Here is a 15,967-nt window from a genome sequence, read left to right as displayed (position 1 = left end):
ATGGTTTTCCGCGCAACACTGGTTTCACTTGCAGTCGCATCTGCACTATTTCCAATGGGTTCCATGGCTGCACCTATAGCCTTGCCAGACACTCCGCCAGCAATGAATCAAGTACAGCAATCGAACGCATGGCTTGAGATTAGCCTGGGTCAATTCAAACAAAACATGGCACTATTTCGCTCCCACCTCAGCAGTCAAACAAAGCTTTGTGTGGTGATGAAGGCCGATGCCTATGGCAATGGAATACGCGGCTTAATGCCGACCATTCTTGAGCTCAATGTCCCTTGCATCGCAATCGCTAGTAATGCTGAGGCGAGGACTGTTCGAGATAGTGGGTTTGAAGGCCAGTTAGTTCGTGTTCGATCTGCTGACATTCAGGAAATTGAACAAGCCATGGATCTTGATATTGAAGAGCTTATTGGCAGCTTGGAGCAGGCGAATCAGATCAAATCTCTAAGCACAGACAAAACAATCAAAGTCCATTTAGCGTTGAATGATGGCGGCATGTCTCGAAATGGGATTGATATGAGTACCGAAAAAGGTAAGCAAGAAGCACTTGATATTGCGAAGCACCAAGGCATCGATATCGTGGGCATCATGACGCATTTCCCAAATTATGATGCTGACGAAGTGAGAAGCAAACTCGCAGATTTCAATCAAAGCTCAGCATGGCTGATCGAAAACGCTAACTTGAATAGGGATGATGTTTTACTCCATGTATCAAACTCTTATACAGCATTGAACGTTCCTGAAGCGCAACTGGATATGGTGAGACCCGGCGGGGTACTGTATGGCGATCTGCCAACTAACCCGGAATATCCCTCAATTGTTAGTTTCAAAACTCGAGTCGCGTCTTTACACAATGTTCCTGCCAATTCTACCGTCGGCTATGACAGTAGCTACGTGACTAAACGTGACAGTGTATTGGCCAATTTACCCGTAGGGTACTCTGATGGTTACCCGAGAAAAATGGGTAACCGAGCCCATGTAATAGTGAATGGGCAACGTGCTCCGGTTGTAGGGAAAACATCAATGAACACGACGATGGTCGATGTTACTGATGTTAAAGGTGTAATTACGGGACAAGAAGTCACACTGTTTGGCCAACAAGCGAATGCACAAATCAGTGTCGGAGAAATGGAAGAACATGCTGAATTGATATTCCCAGAGCTTTATACCGTTTGGGGAACGGCCAATCCAAGGCTTTACATACCGTAACCAAGATCACATAAAGCAGTTCAAAGCCAGCGTTAGTGAGCCATTTAGATAAACTTCAAATTGGCTATAAACGCTGGCTATATATAGGGTTGGCGACATCATTACTTCTTTTTAGACTTTTTCATTTTATATTCAATCATTTTGATATGAGAATAATGCTTCTTTAAACCTATTGTCAGGGAGACAAATATGGAAAATGAAGCAGCTGCAATTATTGCTAAAAGCTCACCTCAACAAATCGCGACTGGCGAGTTAGTTGTCCTCAAAAACACCATCAAGAAATTCTGTAAAGGCCCTATGCGTTCTGAGCTCATGAAGTTGGCTAACTCAGAGCTCGGGGCAATCTGTTCTAAGATCACTGCGGAGCGCATGCCGGTTTATCAAGCGAAAATCACCCACCTTAAAGAACTTGCCAAGTGCAACAATCAGTTAAGACTAAGAGACGAACTACGAGAAATCAGAAGTACAGGCATTTAACTCAGTTTAATTGAGCAAGGCCGTTAACTGCCTGATAAAAGAAATATTACAACAATAAACAACCACAACATCATAGGCTAATTAGCATGTATTACGAGAATAATAAGAAAGTCGTGAGAGCAGGGTATGCCCCAATTGAAGAAGAGCAAGGTGGCACCAATATCCAACCTCAACAACCTATACAAGAGACGCCGGATCCCGAACCAGAATATGAAATCAATGTAAAAATCCATTGCACGAACGAGGAACTTAATTCACTCCAGACTGGACAATGGTCTTTGGGGAGCACTGAGCTTGAAGCGCCAGTGTCACAATGGTCAAAAGAGGAGACACATGAGAAAACAAGCGTTCTGACCGCTCATTGTTTTCAAAGTGAAGAAAAGGTGCTCCACCATGAACTCTTCGCCAAACATCATACGACTTGCTTCGACGTTATACCTAAACCCAAAGGTACCGAACACATTAACGCCGAATTTATACCGGTAAAGTTAGCAATCAAAGCACACGAGAGTAAATTGGCATTTCCGACAACGGGCTACTTTTATCACTTTATTAGTGGGAAGCTAAGCCGTGAATATTGTATAGCTGGAGAAGGGCGTTCAACGTTTCAGGCAACCTTGTCTGAAGCATCGAAACTGAATGACGATCTGTTATCGCCAAACCAGTTAACGAGTGTCTTACTGCCATATAAACGAGAAGATGCACCAGCACCCGATCAACATTTTCTATATCGCTTGGAAAAACTTAGCCAAGATCAGCTAAATGCGGCGACCACTCAATGGCTCGACGAACACGCACTTAAACTGGAAATGGACGACATTGTTGCCGCAAGAACGTCAGCATTAGAGAAACGACCTGAAGCAGAGCAGGGCGCTGAAGTATGGCCCCCTTTAAAGCAGTTTAAAGCCGTTCACCCATTTGGCGATATATGGGGACAATTCAAACAACATAAGCTCAGTGAAACCATGGTTAATGTCATGCAGAGTCATTCTATTCCTGACAATGTTCCAGTATTGATCCTCCCAGTCACGAAAGAGGAACAGCTACGCCAATACTGTACAAAGTTTGACAACTTTATTTTCTTTTTTCCAAACTCCCCTAACTTTGGTGAGCAAGGAATTAACCTTAGAGCCATTAACGAATTCAAAAGTTACTTCAATAAACCACCAAGATTTATAATCCTCACGGACGATGACGAGGAAAGTACAGGCTTTACTCAGACGGTGAGCTTCAAAGCCAAATGGAAAGACGACTACAAAATAGACAGTCAACTACAATCGTTTTATCAAGAGTTTGGCGGTGAAGGGGCCATAGTCCAGAAAAACGCAAAAAATCAAACCGTACTTAAGCTCGCATCTAACATTGAAGGTTGTCCAACCAATGCGTCTGAGCTAGGTGAGGCGCTAACTGCATTTAGTGAAGGTCAAGCGGTAGTTTACACAATGTCCGATGATACCCACGGCCCAGAAAAGACCGGGTTATTTGAAAACTATTCGGAATACCCACTTGAAGGCACTTTTACTTTCGTTCTCACTCAAGAAGGTAAAGATACCGCACAAGATAAGTTTAAAAAGCTTTGCCCTGACTGGGAGCAGCAGTCGTTTGACTTTGAAAGGCTTATCGATAAAAGAACTCATCGAGGTAAAACCCTATTATTGTCTGGTGCAAGGGATTCTTATGCACAGGTTGCAGACTATGATTCCGGTGAGGTTACTGAGGTACACATGAGGGATAAGGATCACAAGCCCGATAAGCGTACAATCTATGAAAATGGCAAAGAAAAAGAATACCCGTGTGGCATAGATGACAACGCAATTTATCGAACACTGATCTCCGACAACGCGATAAAAGAGTCTGAGTTACCTCAAGCTATCCAGCATGGACTTAACTCGATACTGAATAACGATCAACTCTACCTAGTTTACAACTATGGTTACCATCAGGTACCAGCAGAACATCGTCAAGATCTGATTGAAACACAACACTACGCATTCGAAAACTTGAGTAAGAAAGCCGTTGTACTTGTTGTGGGAGACAAACACATCCCTGATTTGGGCTCTTATGATTCTATCTCTATTGATAGCCCTGATTTGATTGAAACTCTCAACAGTCCTTCAAATAGGGCTCTATTTGTAACAGTAGGTAGATTGCCGGCTAGTGTAAATAACTACCTGATAAAGAAAGTTAACCTAGTTTTAGCTGAAGGAAAAGGCTCAATATCAATAGCTCAAGAGTTTGGTGTCAACTATGTCATTCTTCCTCAAGAAAGCGGTCTAAAGACAGACTACCATTCCTCTGGAAAAGAGTTAGTCGAATGTTCAAATAATTTATATACCCCTTGTGACGGCGCCAAGTTACTTAGAAAAATAGCAGAGGGGGCTTACGCTTCATCATATAAAGCAATGTGTAGCGAGCAAAGCCTAATATTAGAAACCTTCTCGGGCTTGTATCAAAGTAGTTTTGGACCTTTAGACAAAGCTTAATTTTTGAATAACGAACACATTGACATTGCTCAGAGTGTATACGAGGATGAAAGTATGAATAGAGATCTTAAGCGCCACTCAAACCGAATTACCATCATTCCATAGGAATGGTGGGAAGCAGTACGCGTTAGATTTTTAAAACCCACCGAATCGAGGTGGGTTTTCTGTATCTGCCTCGTGGGTTCAGTCCTACAATAAGGAGGTAAAATGAAGAAAATCGCAGTTTTCGGCAAGCCAGGAAGCGGAAAATCAACGCTGAGCAAACAATTGGCACGCGAGACAGGCATTGAATTGCATCAACTTGATTCGATCGTCTACAAGAAAAATGGTGAGCATGTTGATGCAGCAACGTTCAAAGAAGCCCATAACAATATCCTTGAAGCGGAAAGTTGGATAATCGACGGGCTTGGACCTATGGAGTCATTCAATCAGAGATTAGATGAAGCTGATACCTTGGTGTACATCGATCTTCCATATATCACGAGTTATTGGCTAGTCACCAAGAGGCTTTTAAAAGGGTTAATAGTTAAACCTGAAGGTTGGCCAGATGGAAGCTCAGTCTGGAATGGCACAATCCAAAGTTATCGATTCTTAAAACTCAGTCCAAAGTTTTGGAACGACAAGTTCATACAAAGGTTAGAATCCATTTCAGAAAAAAAATCTCTACACGTCATCCGATCCATTTCCGAGTTAAACAGGTTTGCGCGTGACCACATCAAGTAATGAGTTTAAGAAGACTCGTAATATGCAGCTTAATCATCGATAGATGGTTAAGTTGTATATTAGGTATTTTATGGTAAATACAATTATGTTTAATGGTTTCAAGAAAGAGAGGAGTAATGGCAACAAACGAGTCAGATTTCACGTAGATTAATACTTTATTTAACATAATATACATAATGCGCACTTATAACATTAATTTAGTCAGGATCACGTTCATTGTGTAATTCGCTCATTGAATTGCTTTTAAGTTGTTGTTTAGATAATACACGCTGCATTTTCGCGTTTCGATTAGTTGTTTAAAAACATTACTTATCGCTCGCTGCGTGCAAAATGTGCGTTGATTGGCGCTGCCGATGAGTTTGGAAATAAAAAAGAAAATAACTATCAACCTCCTCAACGGGTTTCGAAGGAAGATCACATGTACAGCATCCATTCATTTCGTCAGTTACTGCACGCTCAATTTATGGTTCTCAATGAAGCCGCCGCGTTTTTTCACGTTCAACCGTATACCGTGACACGTTGGATCAATGGCTATTCATCTTGTTGAGTTACACGGTCATATTGATAATCCCAAGAAGTATCCGCCTAAGGAAAATAAGTGGCCTTTTTCTGGTGGCGGCTACCGGCGTAAACTGCGGCTTTGGGTGCCTAGCAAGTTTAAGTAACTCACATCAGGCAAATTTTGCAGTGATTCTTCCTTTGTCACTATACTCATGTCTCGCTCACGAGTCTGTATGAAGATTTACTTTCTATATACCGTGTCTGTAAGAAGAATTCATGGAACAAACAATGCCGTTATATTGTTGTCACCAATTGGCACGACTATTCACTCATCACTGCCAAATCGCCGATGGCGGCCATTCAATCCCTCTATGGCTGTCATTACGAACTTTTAGACAATGAAACACTCACGCAAGCCTGTGTGGTGCATGTAATGTGCTGCGAATATCAAGGGTATGTCGAATCGATCCTAGAGCACATGCATCGTGATATTGACCGCGTACTGTGGCTAGACATGTACCAAAATACGTTACGCTTTCAGTCTACTTGCAAATCCCTATCTAATTATGCAGTTTAGATATGTGAAAACTCACGTTGGCCAACGTGTCGATGATAAGGGTCAGGATCACCGTGGTCGCACTATCCAAGTGCCCTGCTTGCTTAGAGATGGGACGACCAAAGAATCCCTATTTCGCGGCGCCATTGATGTTAATGAATGCGACAAGTACCAACGGGTCAAGCTGGTTGGTTTCACGAGTTACAGCCCGGATGATGGTCAAACTTGGGTCGAACTTGAAACCCACTCGTACCTAGTAGGCGTTCGGGTCTGGGATGAGCATTACATCGTGCTATACGACGGTTTACCCAAAGCCTTCACCTACGAGCCTAAAGGTCCAACACGCTATTACAACAATATAGTTCCTTTCCCAGTGAATAAGCCCTAGCTAATCACACTGCCTTGAGACAATTGTGTGATGACTCTTCGTCAAGCTTGATCTTTATTCCTAATCCTCACCATGAGATAGTCAACGGTTTGCATTGCTGCTATACCAACCCTTCATGACCACACACTAAGGACTGCAGTGATGGCGGAACTGGGTTACTGCTCAATCAACAATCTGCAACTGTCGTCGGAGTCACTTGACGCTGTTGCCGAGATAAAAGACATCATGGAAGATGGTAATATGCTCGCGTAGTGCCGTTGTTCGATCTCTTCCTCGGTAAGCAAAAGCCGGCTGAGACGTTAATTAGCATCGCGGGCTATGATTGGGTTGAGTTTTCTGAGGTGTTATCCTCAGTGAATAGCATCGTTAAGAACCGAATTAACGGTATTGCTGAGCCGTTAAGCTGGCGAACTCATGAAGAAGAAGGTGAATTTTGGAGGTGTGTATCCCGTGCGACGTTGTAGCTCCCTACTCTGCGCTTTACTCATCAGCACTGGTGTAAACGCTGACGCGTTCCAGCAAGCAATGATTGACTATGGTAATAAGCTAGAAGAATGCCGCGCCATAGCCAAGTCCAACACTGCAGATTTTCCCATCACTGATTGGTTTGCTGCACTCGATGTCCAAAGCAAAAAAAACGTGGTGCTGTATCTCTCGTTAGACAATAGCGCGCGTTGTTCTTCCCGAGAAAAAGCTCACTTAATTAAAGCTGCAGAAACGGCCCCCGCCCCCGCAAAAGAGCCGTTACGCTTCTTACTTGAAGAGAAACCTTACCAAGAATATATTGAGGATCTTAACCAGAATGAAATACATCGAATCCAGCGGCAATATCCAAAACCCTTTGACTTATTTCGTATAGGTGAAAGTCTTGGCTTAACTAATCATTGATTAGCACCTTGAATGGCAAAATTTTCTCGCTCACAGGAACGACTTTAAACGATTATTCCCTCAAATTCGCTTAGAATATCTAAGAATTTTGTTGCCTCAGTACTATTCAAAACCTTACAGTCTTCATGTCCACTATAATCTATATCATTAATCCTGGACGCAGTGTGGTATTTATTTTCTCGATATTCTTCCTGTTTAACTGTTGATGTGAGTATTACTTGTTTCCCGAGCGAACAGTATACTTCTAACATCTTGTCTTCTTTTTCTGAAGAAAGTTCTCCATCTCTAAAAGAATCAACGATTATTGGAAAATTGTGGTTAATCACTTCGTTTAGCGAGAGCAACTTACAAAAATAGAACTCTTGTTCCTCGCTTCCCGAAAAGGTTGAACTTTTCGTCGTAAAGATATCCTCAAAAACCAAAATTCCATTCGGATCAACGTTTTTGTAAAACTTGTTCATTGAGTTAGTAATTTTTTGGTCAAGTTCTCTCTTACTGTCGATTGAAGCGGTGTTCAAAGAGTTAGCATTGTAGAGCCTTGTGTTTAAAAGGCTGATCTCACCTTGTAGTCGAAACGATTCAACATCGGCCGTTTCAGATGCCAAGATTTCTTGCTGATAAACGACAATATCTCTGAAATCAGGTGGCGTATCTTTCAGCTCTTCAAGTAACCTACTCTGTTGGAAGTTTATTTGGCTAGTTAGATCCCCAATGATGGATTCTTTTAACTCAATGTTTTCTTTAATAGAGTTTAGTATCTTATTTCTTACAACTACATTGCTAACGTCAAAAGTCATAGTATCATTTACAAACACTATATTCTGGCCATTACAATCTGCACATTTTACATTACCTGCAGTAATCTCTCTATTTAATGAATTCAGCTCTTTAATTAAATTTTCTAACTTGTTCTTTCTATTTATTTCAGATTGTCGAGACCGTTGTATTTTAGATATTTCTGAATTAATTTCCGCGATAGCTTTTGATTTTTTATTAACTTGTTCACTATCATACATTCTCGAAGTGATTTTTGACACTGACTTACTTTCATTATAAATAGATATCCTTTTTTTGACTCGTTTCAGGTCATCTTTAAGTAAATTTAGTTTCTTTTTTAAAGAGTCGATATCTTCCAAATCTCGGTTATTATCATCAAATCCATACAACTGATAAATCATATTTTTAAAATCAGCTTTCTTGTAATAGTTAGTACTTATTAAAGAGGATGGCTTCCTTTGATCCTGACCGATAAAGAACAACTCGTACAATACTGTAAGATCTACTAGAGTCTCTCTTCCATCTTTTATTATTTTAGGAATGTTGAATATGTTTTTACTTATGAAGTACTTCATTTCTCCAATTGAGTTAAATATCTGGAAAAAATCCTCTCCACGAATCGATACGTTGTTACTTTTCCTCAAAAATGAATACTTTTGATTGTCAATTTCTACTTCTGAATAGAAGTATTTGTCCTTATATGAAAAAGTACTTGGAAAGATCGATTCATACCCCATCGAGTACATTAGGCCTTGAATTACTAGGGTTTTACCACGATTGTTATCGTTGCTATAGATTACATTAACACCATCAGTAAAGCGGTCTTCAATAAATGCTTCATCTTTATTACCAAATGCTACTTTAAGTATTTTAAACTTCATTTTCGAAACCTTCTTTCACTAATGAGATCATGTATATCAGAGTCATGTCAGTTAGATAAACTACATTTATTTTTACGTTCTCTTTTAATTTTTCCATAATGTTAACAGATGTATCTCTAGGAAATTCTTTTACTAATCTAATTATATGCTCTGACACCTTCCAAAACGTCTTACAACCATTTTTGTCGAAGAAAGCTCTACTAAGATTTTCGTTACAATCTTGCAGTATATCTTTTACCTGTTCACCATCATAGGGCTTAAGATAATCAAACATTGGCTGAGGTATTCCTTTAGAGCTGAAAACATCAACTCCCAACAGCCTGCTTATTATTAATGTATTAATATCTGACTTAAATATATGCCTATTATATTTTTTAACCTCTTCTGGATGATTTATAATCTCATTCTCAATATATGAGTTTTTTAGAGATGATTGTATATCTCTTATTTCATCAAATATTTTGTTGTATAGTTCATTTGAGAATGATTTGTTTTTCCTGAATTTAGATAAGCTTTTAATGTATGTAGATTGCTGTTTATTATCTTGAACAAAAACAACTGAGTGAAGAAATTCTTCAAATTTAAATGGAGTATCTCCAGAGTCGTCATTGTTTATTTTTTGTTTTAACTTCTTTTCTATTCCCTTTTTCTTTTTTACATCTATGTTATTATAACCATATATATTCTTGCTATCATCAATAAGATATTCTTTCTTTAACTTAGGTATAAAAAGTATGTATTGATAAAAGTCAAAGTTAGATACGTAGTTGGTGTATAACGTATATAGACTTTCACCAATTTTTGAAGGTGGCAAACTAGAATGATTCTTACTTTGTACATCCCATAACTTAGAAAACTGACTATCGATCCCTGTTACATCATTAAAACAGTCTACGGTAATGAGTTCGATACTTTCACTATCCTCTCTCATACCAAGTAAATAAAGCATAGATTTGGTCTCGAAATCAGATGCTTTTTTGTTATTTATCTCTGTATTCTTAAAGGTATACAAAATCTGCTCCAAGTAGACATTCTTAGTACACAAAAGCTAGTTAGTTTTTTGAATATACAATCGTTCAGCGCTACCAATTCCAAAGAACTTCTCATACTCTTTTGCAGCGAACGAGTCCATCATTCCTGATATATAGTCAGTTACAAGCCGTTTATTGTCGCTCTCTATGGACCTTAGCTCTGGAGGAAGTAATATATTCCCCTTGTTATATTTATTGTCCGTATATACCTCAAAAAGACCTCGAATTATTTTTTCCCCTCGTCTCTCATATAGCTGTATGTCTTTTTTACGTAGAATAGCTTTAAACAATAGCTTTTTAAGACCTTCAGCTAATTTTGCATGAGTTCTGTAGCCCAATTGACCACCTACAATTGCAAGGTCTGAACAAAGGGTATTGACAATAATAGAGGTTAGTTCTTTCTTTAGAACAATTGCGTATTCTTCAGACGTTTGACTTCTGTTGGCCTGCATCGCCTCCTTTTGGGCTGCTTGAGCAATATCAGTCATAGCCTGGTAAGCAGAGTTATAATCTTCACTTATTTTAAACTCGTGAACAATTTCTCCTAAACTTAGCATCCCAAAACTTAAAGCATCTTCTAGATCATGGGCGGCATACGCAATTTCGTCTGCTAGATCCATTATCTCTGCATCAATACTTTTTGCTATAGAAACTCCGGCGCTATTTTGTTGCTCCATTAGAAATTGATAGTCATCGTCGTATAAGAACTTTTTGGGATTTTTATCTTTATTGAAAAAATATTTAGTGATACCCATTAGAGTCCTTATATTCAAGTTTAATCCTGAGTAAGCATGATGCTTTTTCTCTAAGGTTCTTAGAATCCGGAAGGCTTGAGCATTGCCCTCATAGCCTCCACAATCGGCACTTAGCTCATTGAGAATAATTTCTCCATAATGTCCGAAAGGCGGGTTACCAATATCGTGTGCTAATGCAGATGTTTCTGCAACAATCGTGTGATCTAGTTGTAGGTCTGAAGCAATCGAACGAGCAATCTGAGCGACCTCTAGGCTATGAGTTAATCTATTTCTGTTAAACTTACTCGAATCTACACCCAAGAGTTGCATCTTCCCCTGAAGACGTCTAAAAGATGATGAATACAATACCCTCGCATAATCTCGCATTAGGTCTTGTCTACCCTCAGACCGACCATCGTCATGATTGTGCACCCTATATTCTAGTTTTTTAACGAGCGCTTCTTGCTCTTTTGCATACTCTACCGCTTCTTTATTGTACATTTATTAGCTCTACTTTATATACATTCAAATGCATTACAAAGGGTGGATATTAAACCAAGACAATATGTACAACTACAACAAGATTCAGTGGTTTGAAGAGATTTTGATTTACGTCAATCTAGTGATGTTGATTCCACTTATTTTTTCAGTTTGTTGCAGCAAGTCTCTTAGATGAGAAGTATACAAGCATGTTCACTTTCTATTTGACGAGTCACCATAGATTACTTTCTACGTTTTCGTTTCTTTCCAGCTTTCACTACTCTCCCACCTCGGAGCGTATACCCTTTCTTAAGTTGACCGTTTTGTTTACGGCCTTTGCACTTGCAACATCGTTTAGCCATGACTGTCCTCCAGTTTGCGAATCCGTTGTTCCTGGTCTTGCTGCACCTTCTTAATCCAGTTGATGTCAGTTTTGAGCGCTGCAATGGTGCCCGCGCTTGAGACCACGCCGGTGATTAGTGAAATGAGCATGGCTTCGAGTAGTCCCATCACAACCCCCTGAATTTGCCTGAGAAAAACTCCAACAAATAGCGAACCATCGCGCGCATGCCAAGCGTATCGATGACGACGGCGCCGAGGTTCGGGTATGTTCTGTAGCGCCTCGAAACCTTGCGCAACATGGGGCGCGTAATCGGGAATGAATAACAAGATGAGCGGGGTGAACACCACAAGCAGGACAAATTCGTCTTTGAAGCCAGCTCTAATGCTGACTTCCTAGAGGCTTCTGGTTGGGTTTCACCTCTTCTTAAAGCCGACTGATGTTTCTCCTAGTCTCGTTTGGCGTTATATAGCTTTAACTACTGCATCCCCTGAGGCTAATTCTTGGTACAGCTCTGATAGTTGTCGGGCGTGCAGTAAGTCATCGGTATATACATCACCTCCTCTACAACTTGTTTGTTCACAAGTTTGTAGAGGGTCAATATTGCTTGCTTGCCCATCTCATAAGGATTTTGACCAACATTGCCGTGCGCTAGGTTGTCTTTTAAATACACGAGTTGTTCTTGGGCTGTGTCTGCAGTGATGATAACGATGTCTTTGTCGAGTATGGCCTGTTTGTGAGGGGTAACGACATCTCTATACTCTTCTAAAAACTGAGTCCAGCCCCCTACGGCCACAATGGCGTTAATTTCGCGTTCCTGATAAGAGTTGAGTACGTTTTTGAGATCCTCAAGGGCCCTATCAAACTGACCGAAATTGTGAAGTGGTTTACTAAACTCCGTCCAGCCGTTCTCTCCTTTTAGGCGCTCACCAGGAGGTAGCGCGTATTCTTTACCTGATAAGGCGGAGCGTATTCCCATCACTCTGAGATTTAAATTCGGTGAATCAGGTCGACCGCTTTGAATAAGGATAGTCCCGCCATTCGGTAGTTGAGACTTAAGTTGCTCACCCAGCGCCTTTCCTAAATCAAAGTCGTTAGTGCCTATATAAGCCGCTCTTAATTTCGGATACCTAGCTAAAGTTTCTGTCGAGAAGTCAGCATCATAAGTGATCACCGGAATATCGAGTTCTTGCACTTTCTGCATACTGTGTTCAAGCATAAACTTACCCTGAGGAACCGCAATAGCAATACCGTCTACGCCTTCATCCAGCAAGTCAGAAATGATTTTGTCTTGCTTCCGTATATCTACGCTTTTAGGGCCTCGATAAACGCATTCTACATTCTTGAGCTCTTTTGCAGCAGCCATGCAGCCTTCTCGGCTTGCCTCAAAAAATGGGTTGTTCTCTTCTTTGGGGACGACGGCAAAACGCAATAGCTTTGATTCAGAAAGGCTAGCAAAGCTGAGTAACAGAGTGAAAATAGTCATGTTTCTTATATAGCTGATCATGCTAACCCTACCCTTAATATGCTTTAGAGTTTTACCTATATTAAAAAGTTAGCTCATAAAGCGAATTTTGGGAGTGAACTTAGGTAGCTATTGCACCAACCTTCCCTATGTAAATCTATGTAAGCATGACTTTTTCATATTCAATTATTTTGATAAAGTTCATTGTTATTGCGTTCATGTATGCATAGTGACTCACAAGATGAGTAAAAAATGCGCATGACTATGTTGCATCTATAGACAACGGATTATTTCGAATGGATACCATTAACCAGCCAGACAGTAAAGCCATTGCTTGTGAAGATCATTTGATCATCTGGTTCTGGGAAGCCCATATGCATAAGAAAGGCTTGGCACAAAAGGCCATTTTGGCGGAGCTGAGAAGGCTTGGAGATCTGTTGGTTAAAATCAGGCATGATAAAACCAATTTTTTGCTGCCAAGTTCCCGACTTGAGTTAGTGAATGACGTCGTACAGCACACCTTATTGCTCGGTGACAAGTTTTACGAAAAGCATGAGTATTTTGTTCAAGAGATACGTGAGCTGATTGATGAGCATTATAAGAAGCATTTATTTGTAGAGTATGTTTGATTTCTCTAGTTTGGTAACGATGCGTCATTGCCCTACTTTGTGAAAATTCGCCACTACATATTCATCATCGAAGACTCTTATAAATTCATACACTCCCAGAGGTTTCATGTTTATAGGTGAAGTTTCCCGCAAAACGGGCTTGTCGATAAAAGCCATCAGGCTTTACGAAGAGTTAGGGCTTATCCAAACGCCACAGCGCCAAGGGCGCTACAGAATCTACAAACATTCGGATGTGGACATTCTTAACCTAATCGTTCAGGCAAAGCTTCTCGGAGTTAAGCTTTCTGAGCTTAAGGGCATCATCGTCTACAAGAACAATCAAGTTGACTGGCAGCGCATTGAAGGCTTTCTGGTTGAGGTAAGAAAAAGATTATTGCGAGAACAAACGCTACTCGCCGAAAAGCTTAAAAATGTAGAGTCCTGTATTGAAGCGATCAATTCATGTGAATAGTGGTTGACTCTCCCCCTATGGGCAGACTTTACACTCATCATCCCACTCAAAGGAGAAAGATGATGAAAAACGTATTAATACTCAACGGTAACCCAAAGCGACAAAGCCTTTGCCACACAATATCTGATGCTTATCAAAGCGGTGTGGCTCCTGCACATCACGTTCGTCGATTTGATTTAGGATCAATGACTTTTGACCCTGATCTATCTGGCGGATACGACTCTTCGAAAACGCTTGAGCCTAGTTTGCAGGAGTTTCAAGAGATGCTTCTCTGGGCGGACCATATCACGATTGTGAGCCCAATTTGGTGGGGAGGCATACCAGCTAAGCTTAAGGGCCTGATTGACCGCTCTCTTCTACCTGGATTCGCTTTTAAATATGAAAGTGGCAACCCAAACGTAATTCCACTTTTAGAAGGTAAAACATCTCAACTAATTCTGACGATGGATGCTCCAGAAAAATACGCTCAAGTGCAGGCAGATCCAGTTTTGGCACAGCTGAATCAATTTACGCTTCAATTTTGTGGGATAGAGTGTTTAGAATCGGTTTTTCTATGTTCTGCCAGTTTTGTAGATAACGACAAGATCGTGGATTGGCAAGCAAACGTGCGCGAACTAGCATCTCGAATGGTTTAGCTGTTTGGGCGAATAACATTGAACGTTATTCGCCGTATTAATGATCTACTGATTTTCTATTTTATCGATGTTGTTTAGAGTACAAGACTCAGTACCCGCAGGTGACGTCACCACCACTTTTTGAAAGCCAACAACTAAATTGTGCTGCACAGTACCGCTTTTGTATGTCACTACATCGGCACTGTTAATCCCCTTTGCTTTAACGTCCTTTTTCCCTTCGGCAGACGTACAAACCATGGTGCATCCTCCCATTTTACAGGTGATGTGAGTCATGAATTCAATGTTTGGATTATTCGCCGCCATCGCGGGAAATGTGGAGCCGATCAAAAGAGCGATAAGAGATATTTTTTGCATAATTTACCTAATTAGCATTTACGGCGTAAAGATGAGCAGTCTAGCTCTCACTAACCACCTGTTCAACAGGTTTTATAGACACAAAATGTGACATCGTCACCTATGGTATTTGATATTTACTCTAAATACTTATTTCCTTGATTTGAAAACGTATCGTCTCTTAATTCTTCAATTTCGCTCCAAATTTTTCTCGCCAATTCAGGGTTCACATCAACAAAATCGTGGCTCAATACTAGGTAGTAATTCTTCGTTGTAATCGCAGGTTGGACTTGTTTAATGTTGCTGATTTTCTGACTACTCAAAAACTGCTGAGCCATCGTATCTTGGACAGCAATGGCGGATAAACGATCCAATTGCAGCATATTAAACAACTGTTCCGTTGTTTTGACTTCGTGAACTTTGAGCTGCTTCTTCTTTAGCTCTCTGACAATAGAAAAACCTAAGTGCGCACCGACCTTTTGATCGGTGTCTGCTAGATTCTCTCCATCCCAATTGAGTTGTTTGTCGTCAAGTGTATAGAAATAATACCCTATGGTAGCGATACGTTTACTCCCATCAGGTTTACCATCACTTGTTGGATAGCGAGCATATTTCGCCCGTTGTGAGTTGTAGGAAAAGATGAAGCCTCCATCGACTTTCCCTGCTCCTATATCTTGCAGAACGCGTTTACCTGGAAGGCGTATATACTCGATGTTAAGGTCTAATTTCTTGGCAACTTGGTTAAGTACATCCAACGCTAAGCCAGGCGGATTAGCAACGTCAGCGCCATCTCCCATTTGAAACGGATAAGATTCAACATCTGAGTAAGCCAGCCTGATCGTTGTTGTGGCTGAAACATGAACGGAAATAGAAGCCATCGCCAGAAAGAGGCACAGTTTGCGAGTAAGTTGATTCATACGCTCTACCTTTCACTTAACTAAAGAAAGCATAGAGCGTGATCGTGTGAATGTCCTATA

Annotated in this window: 17 protein-coding genes and 1 pseudogene; 10 read left to right on the top strand and 8 right to left on the bottom strand. The window is 40.6% G+C overall.

The window, feature by feature from the left end; genetic code table 11:
• The 7 genes from alr to VIC_RS20505 all read left to right on the top strand — a co-directional run bounded on the left by alr (window position 1) and on the right by VIC_RS20505 (window position 7,234).
• Window positions 1-1,218, top strand: a complete 1,218-nt coding sequence (gene alr / locus VIC_RS20545) for an alanine racemase (protein ID WP_006962198.1) — start codon at window positions 1-3, stop codon at window positions 1,216-1,218.
• 189 nt (window positions 1,219-1,407) lie between these two features.
• Entirely contained in the window at window positions 1,408-1,695 is a 288-nt protein-coding gene (locus VIC_RS20540; protein ID WP_006962197.1) for a hypothetical protein, read from the top strand.
• A gap of 86 nt (window positions 1,696-1,781) precedes the next feature.
• Window positions 1,782-4,178: a hypothetical protein gene (locus VIC_RS20535; protein ID WP_006962196.1), complete on the top strand. Its 2,397-nt coding sequence runs from the start codon at window positions 1,782-1,784 to the stop codon at window positions 4,176-4,178.
• Window positions 4,179-4,385: 207 nt separating this feature from the next.
• Entirely contained in the window at window positions 4,386-4,901 is a 516-nt protein-coding gene (locus tag VIC_RS20530; protein ID WP_039952395.1) for a P-loop NTPase family protein, read from the top strand.
• Between the two features lie 418 nt (window positions 4,902-5,319).
• Complete coding sequence (locus tag VIC_RS27160) at window positions 5,320-5,448, top strand: hypothetical protein (RefSeq protein ID WP_006962195.1); 129 nt, start codon at window positions 5,320-5,322, stop codon at window positions 5,446-5,448.
• A gap of 535 nt (window positions 5,449-5,983) precedes the next feature.
• Window positions 5,984-6,346, top strand: coding sequence for a hypothetical protein (locus VIC_RS20515; RefSeq protein WP_236612198.1), 363 nt, complete (start codon window positions 5,984-5,986; stop codon window positions 6,344-6,346).
• 414 nt (window positions 6,347-6,760) lie between these two features.
• Window positions 6,761-7,234: a hypothetical protein gene (locus tag VIC_RS20505; protein ID WP_155759870.1), complete on the top strand. Its 474-nt coding sequence runs from the start codon at window positions 6,761-6,763 to the stop codon at window positions 7,232-7,234.
• Window positions 7,235-7,278: 44 nt separating this feature from the next.
• Here the strand turns inward: VIC_RS20505 and VIC_RS20500 are convergent, their stop codons facing one another.
• From VIC_RS20500 to VIC_RS20480, 6 genes and pseudogenes are all read right to left on the bottom strand, one after another.
• The gene (locus tag VIC_RS20500; RefSeq protein WP_006962191.1) at window positions 7,279-8,892 is read right to left on the bottom strand and encodes a coiled-coil domain-containing protein; all 1,614 of its coding nucleotides are present in this window, start codon (window positions 8,890-8,892) and stop codon (window positions 7,279-7,281) included.
• On the bottom strand, window positions 8,882-9,904 hold the full coding sequence (locus VIC_RS20495) for a hypothetical protein (protein WP_006962190.1): 1,023 nt from the start codon (window positions 9,902-9,904) through the stop codon (window positions 8,882-8,884). Before VIC_RS20495 ends, VIC_RS20500 begins: the two co-directional genes overlap by 11 nt.
• A gap of 36 nt (window positions 9,905-9,940) precedes the next feature.
• Window positions 9,941-11,158: a dGTP triphosphohydrolase gene (gene dgt / locus VIC_RS20490; RefSeq protein WP_006962189.1), complete on the bottom strand. Its 1,218-nt coding sequence runs from the start codon at window positions 11,156-11,158 to the stop codon at window positions 9,941-9,943.
• Window positions 11,159-11,491: 333 nt separating this feature from the next.
• Window positions 11,492-11,647: a hypothetical protein gene (locus VIC_RS26900; protein WP_004742751.1), complete on the bottom strand. Its 156-nt coding sequence runs from the start codon at window positions 11,645-11,647 to the stop codon at window positions 11,492-11,494.
• A pseudogene (locus VIC_RS27095) lies at window positions 11,647-11,925 on the bottom strand (hypothetical protein); the annotation flags it as partial. The pseudogene VIC_RS27095 and the gene VIC_RS26900, both read right to left, overlap by 1 nt.
• A 48-nt stretch (window positions 11,926-11,973) precedes the next feature.
• Window positions 11,974-12,984 carry a substrate-binding domain-containing protein gene (locus VIC_RS20480; protein ID WP_006962186.1) on the bottom strand — a complete coding sequence of 337 codons (1,011 nt, stop codon included), beginning with the start codon at window positions 12,982-12,984 and terminating at the stop codon, window positions 11,974-11,976.
• Between the two features lie 254 nt (window positions 12,985-13,238).
• Here VIC_RS20480 and VIC_RS20475 point away from each other — a divergent pair, with 254 nt between their 5' ends.
• From VIC_RS20475 to VIC_RS20465, 3 genes are all read left to right on the top strand, one after another.
• Window positions 13,239-13,571, top strand: coding sequence for a hypothetical protein (locus VIC_RS20475; protein WP_006962185.1), 333 nt, complete (start codon window positions 13,239-13,241; stop codon window positions 13,569-13,571).
• Between the two features lie 106 nt (window positions 13,572-13,677).
• Window positions 13,678-14,022, top strand: coding sequence for a MerR family transcriptional regulator (locus tag VIC_RS20470; RefSeq protein ID WP_006962184.1), 345 nt, complete (start codon window positions 13,678-13,680; stop codon window positions 14,020-14,022).
• A 62-nt stretch (window positions 14,023-14,084) separates the two neighbouring features.
• Window positions 14,085-14,657, top strand: a complete 573-nt coding sequence (locus VIC_RS20465; protein WP_039952384.1) for an NAD(P)H-dependent oxidoreductase — start codon at window positions 14,085-14,087, stop codon at window positions 14,655-14,657.
• Window positions 14,658-14,702: 45 nt separating this feature from the next.
• Here the strand turns inward: VIC_RS20465 and VIC_RS20460 are convergent, their stop codons facing one another.
• On the bottom strand, window positions 14,703-15,011 hold the full coding sequence (locus tag VIC_RS20460) for a hypothetical protein (protein WP_019276071.1): 309 nt from the start codon (window positions 15,009-15,011) through the stop codon (window positions 14,703-14,705).
• A gap of 116 nt (window positions 15,012-15,127) precedes the next feature.
• A complete protein-coding gene (locus VIC_RS26415) occupies window positions 15,128-15,907 on the bottom strand; it encodes a substrate-binding periplasmic protein (RefSeq protein ID WP_006962173.1) in 780 nt (259 codons plus the stop codon).
• Window positions 15,908-15,967 lie beyond the last annotated feature (60 nt).

It is taken from the genome of Vibrio coralliilyticus ATCC BAA-450 (assembly GCF_000176135.1).
Classification (GTDB): Bacteria; Pseudomonadota; Gammaproteobacteria; order Enterobacterales; family Vibrionaceae; genus Vibrio; species Vibrio coralliilyticus.
Note: the sequence above shows the minus strand (reverse complement) of the source record. Positions and strands in the feature narration are given on the sequence as shown.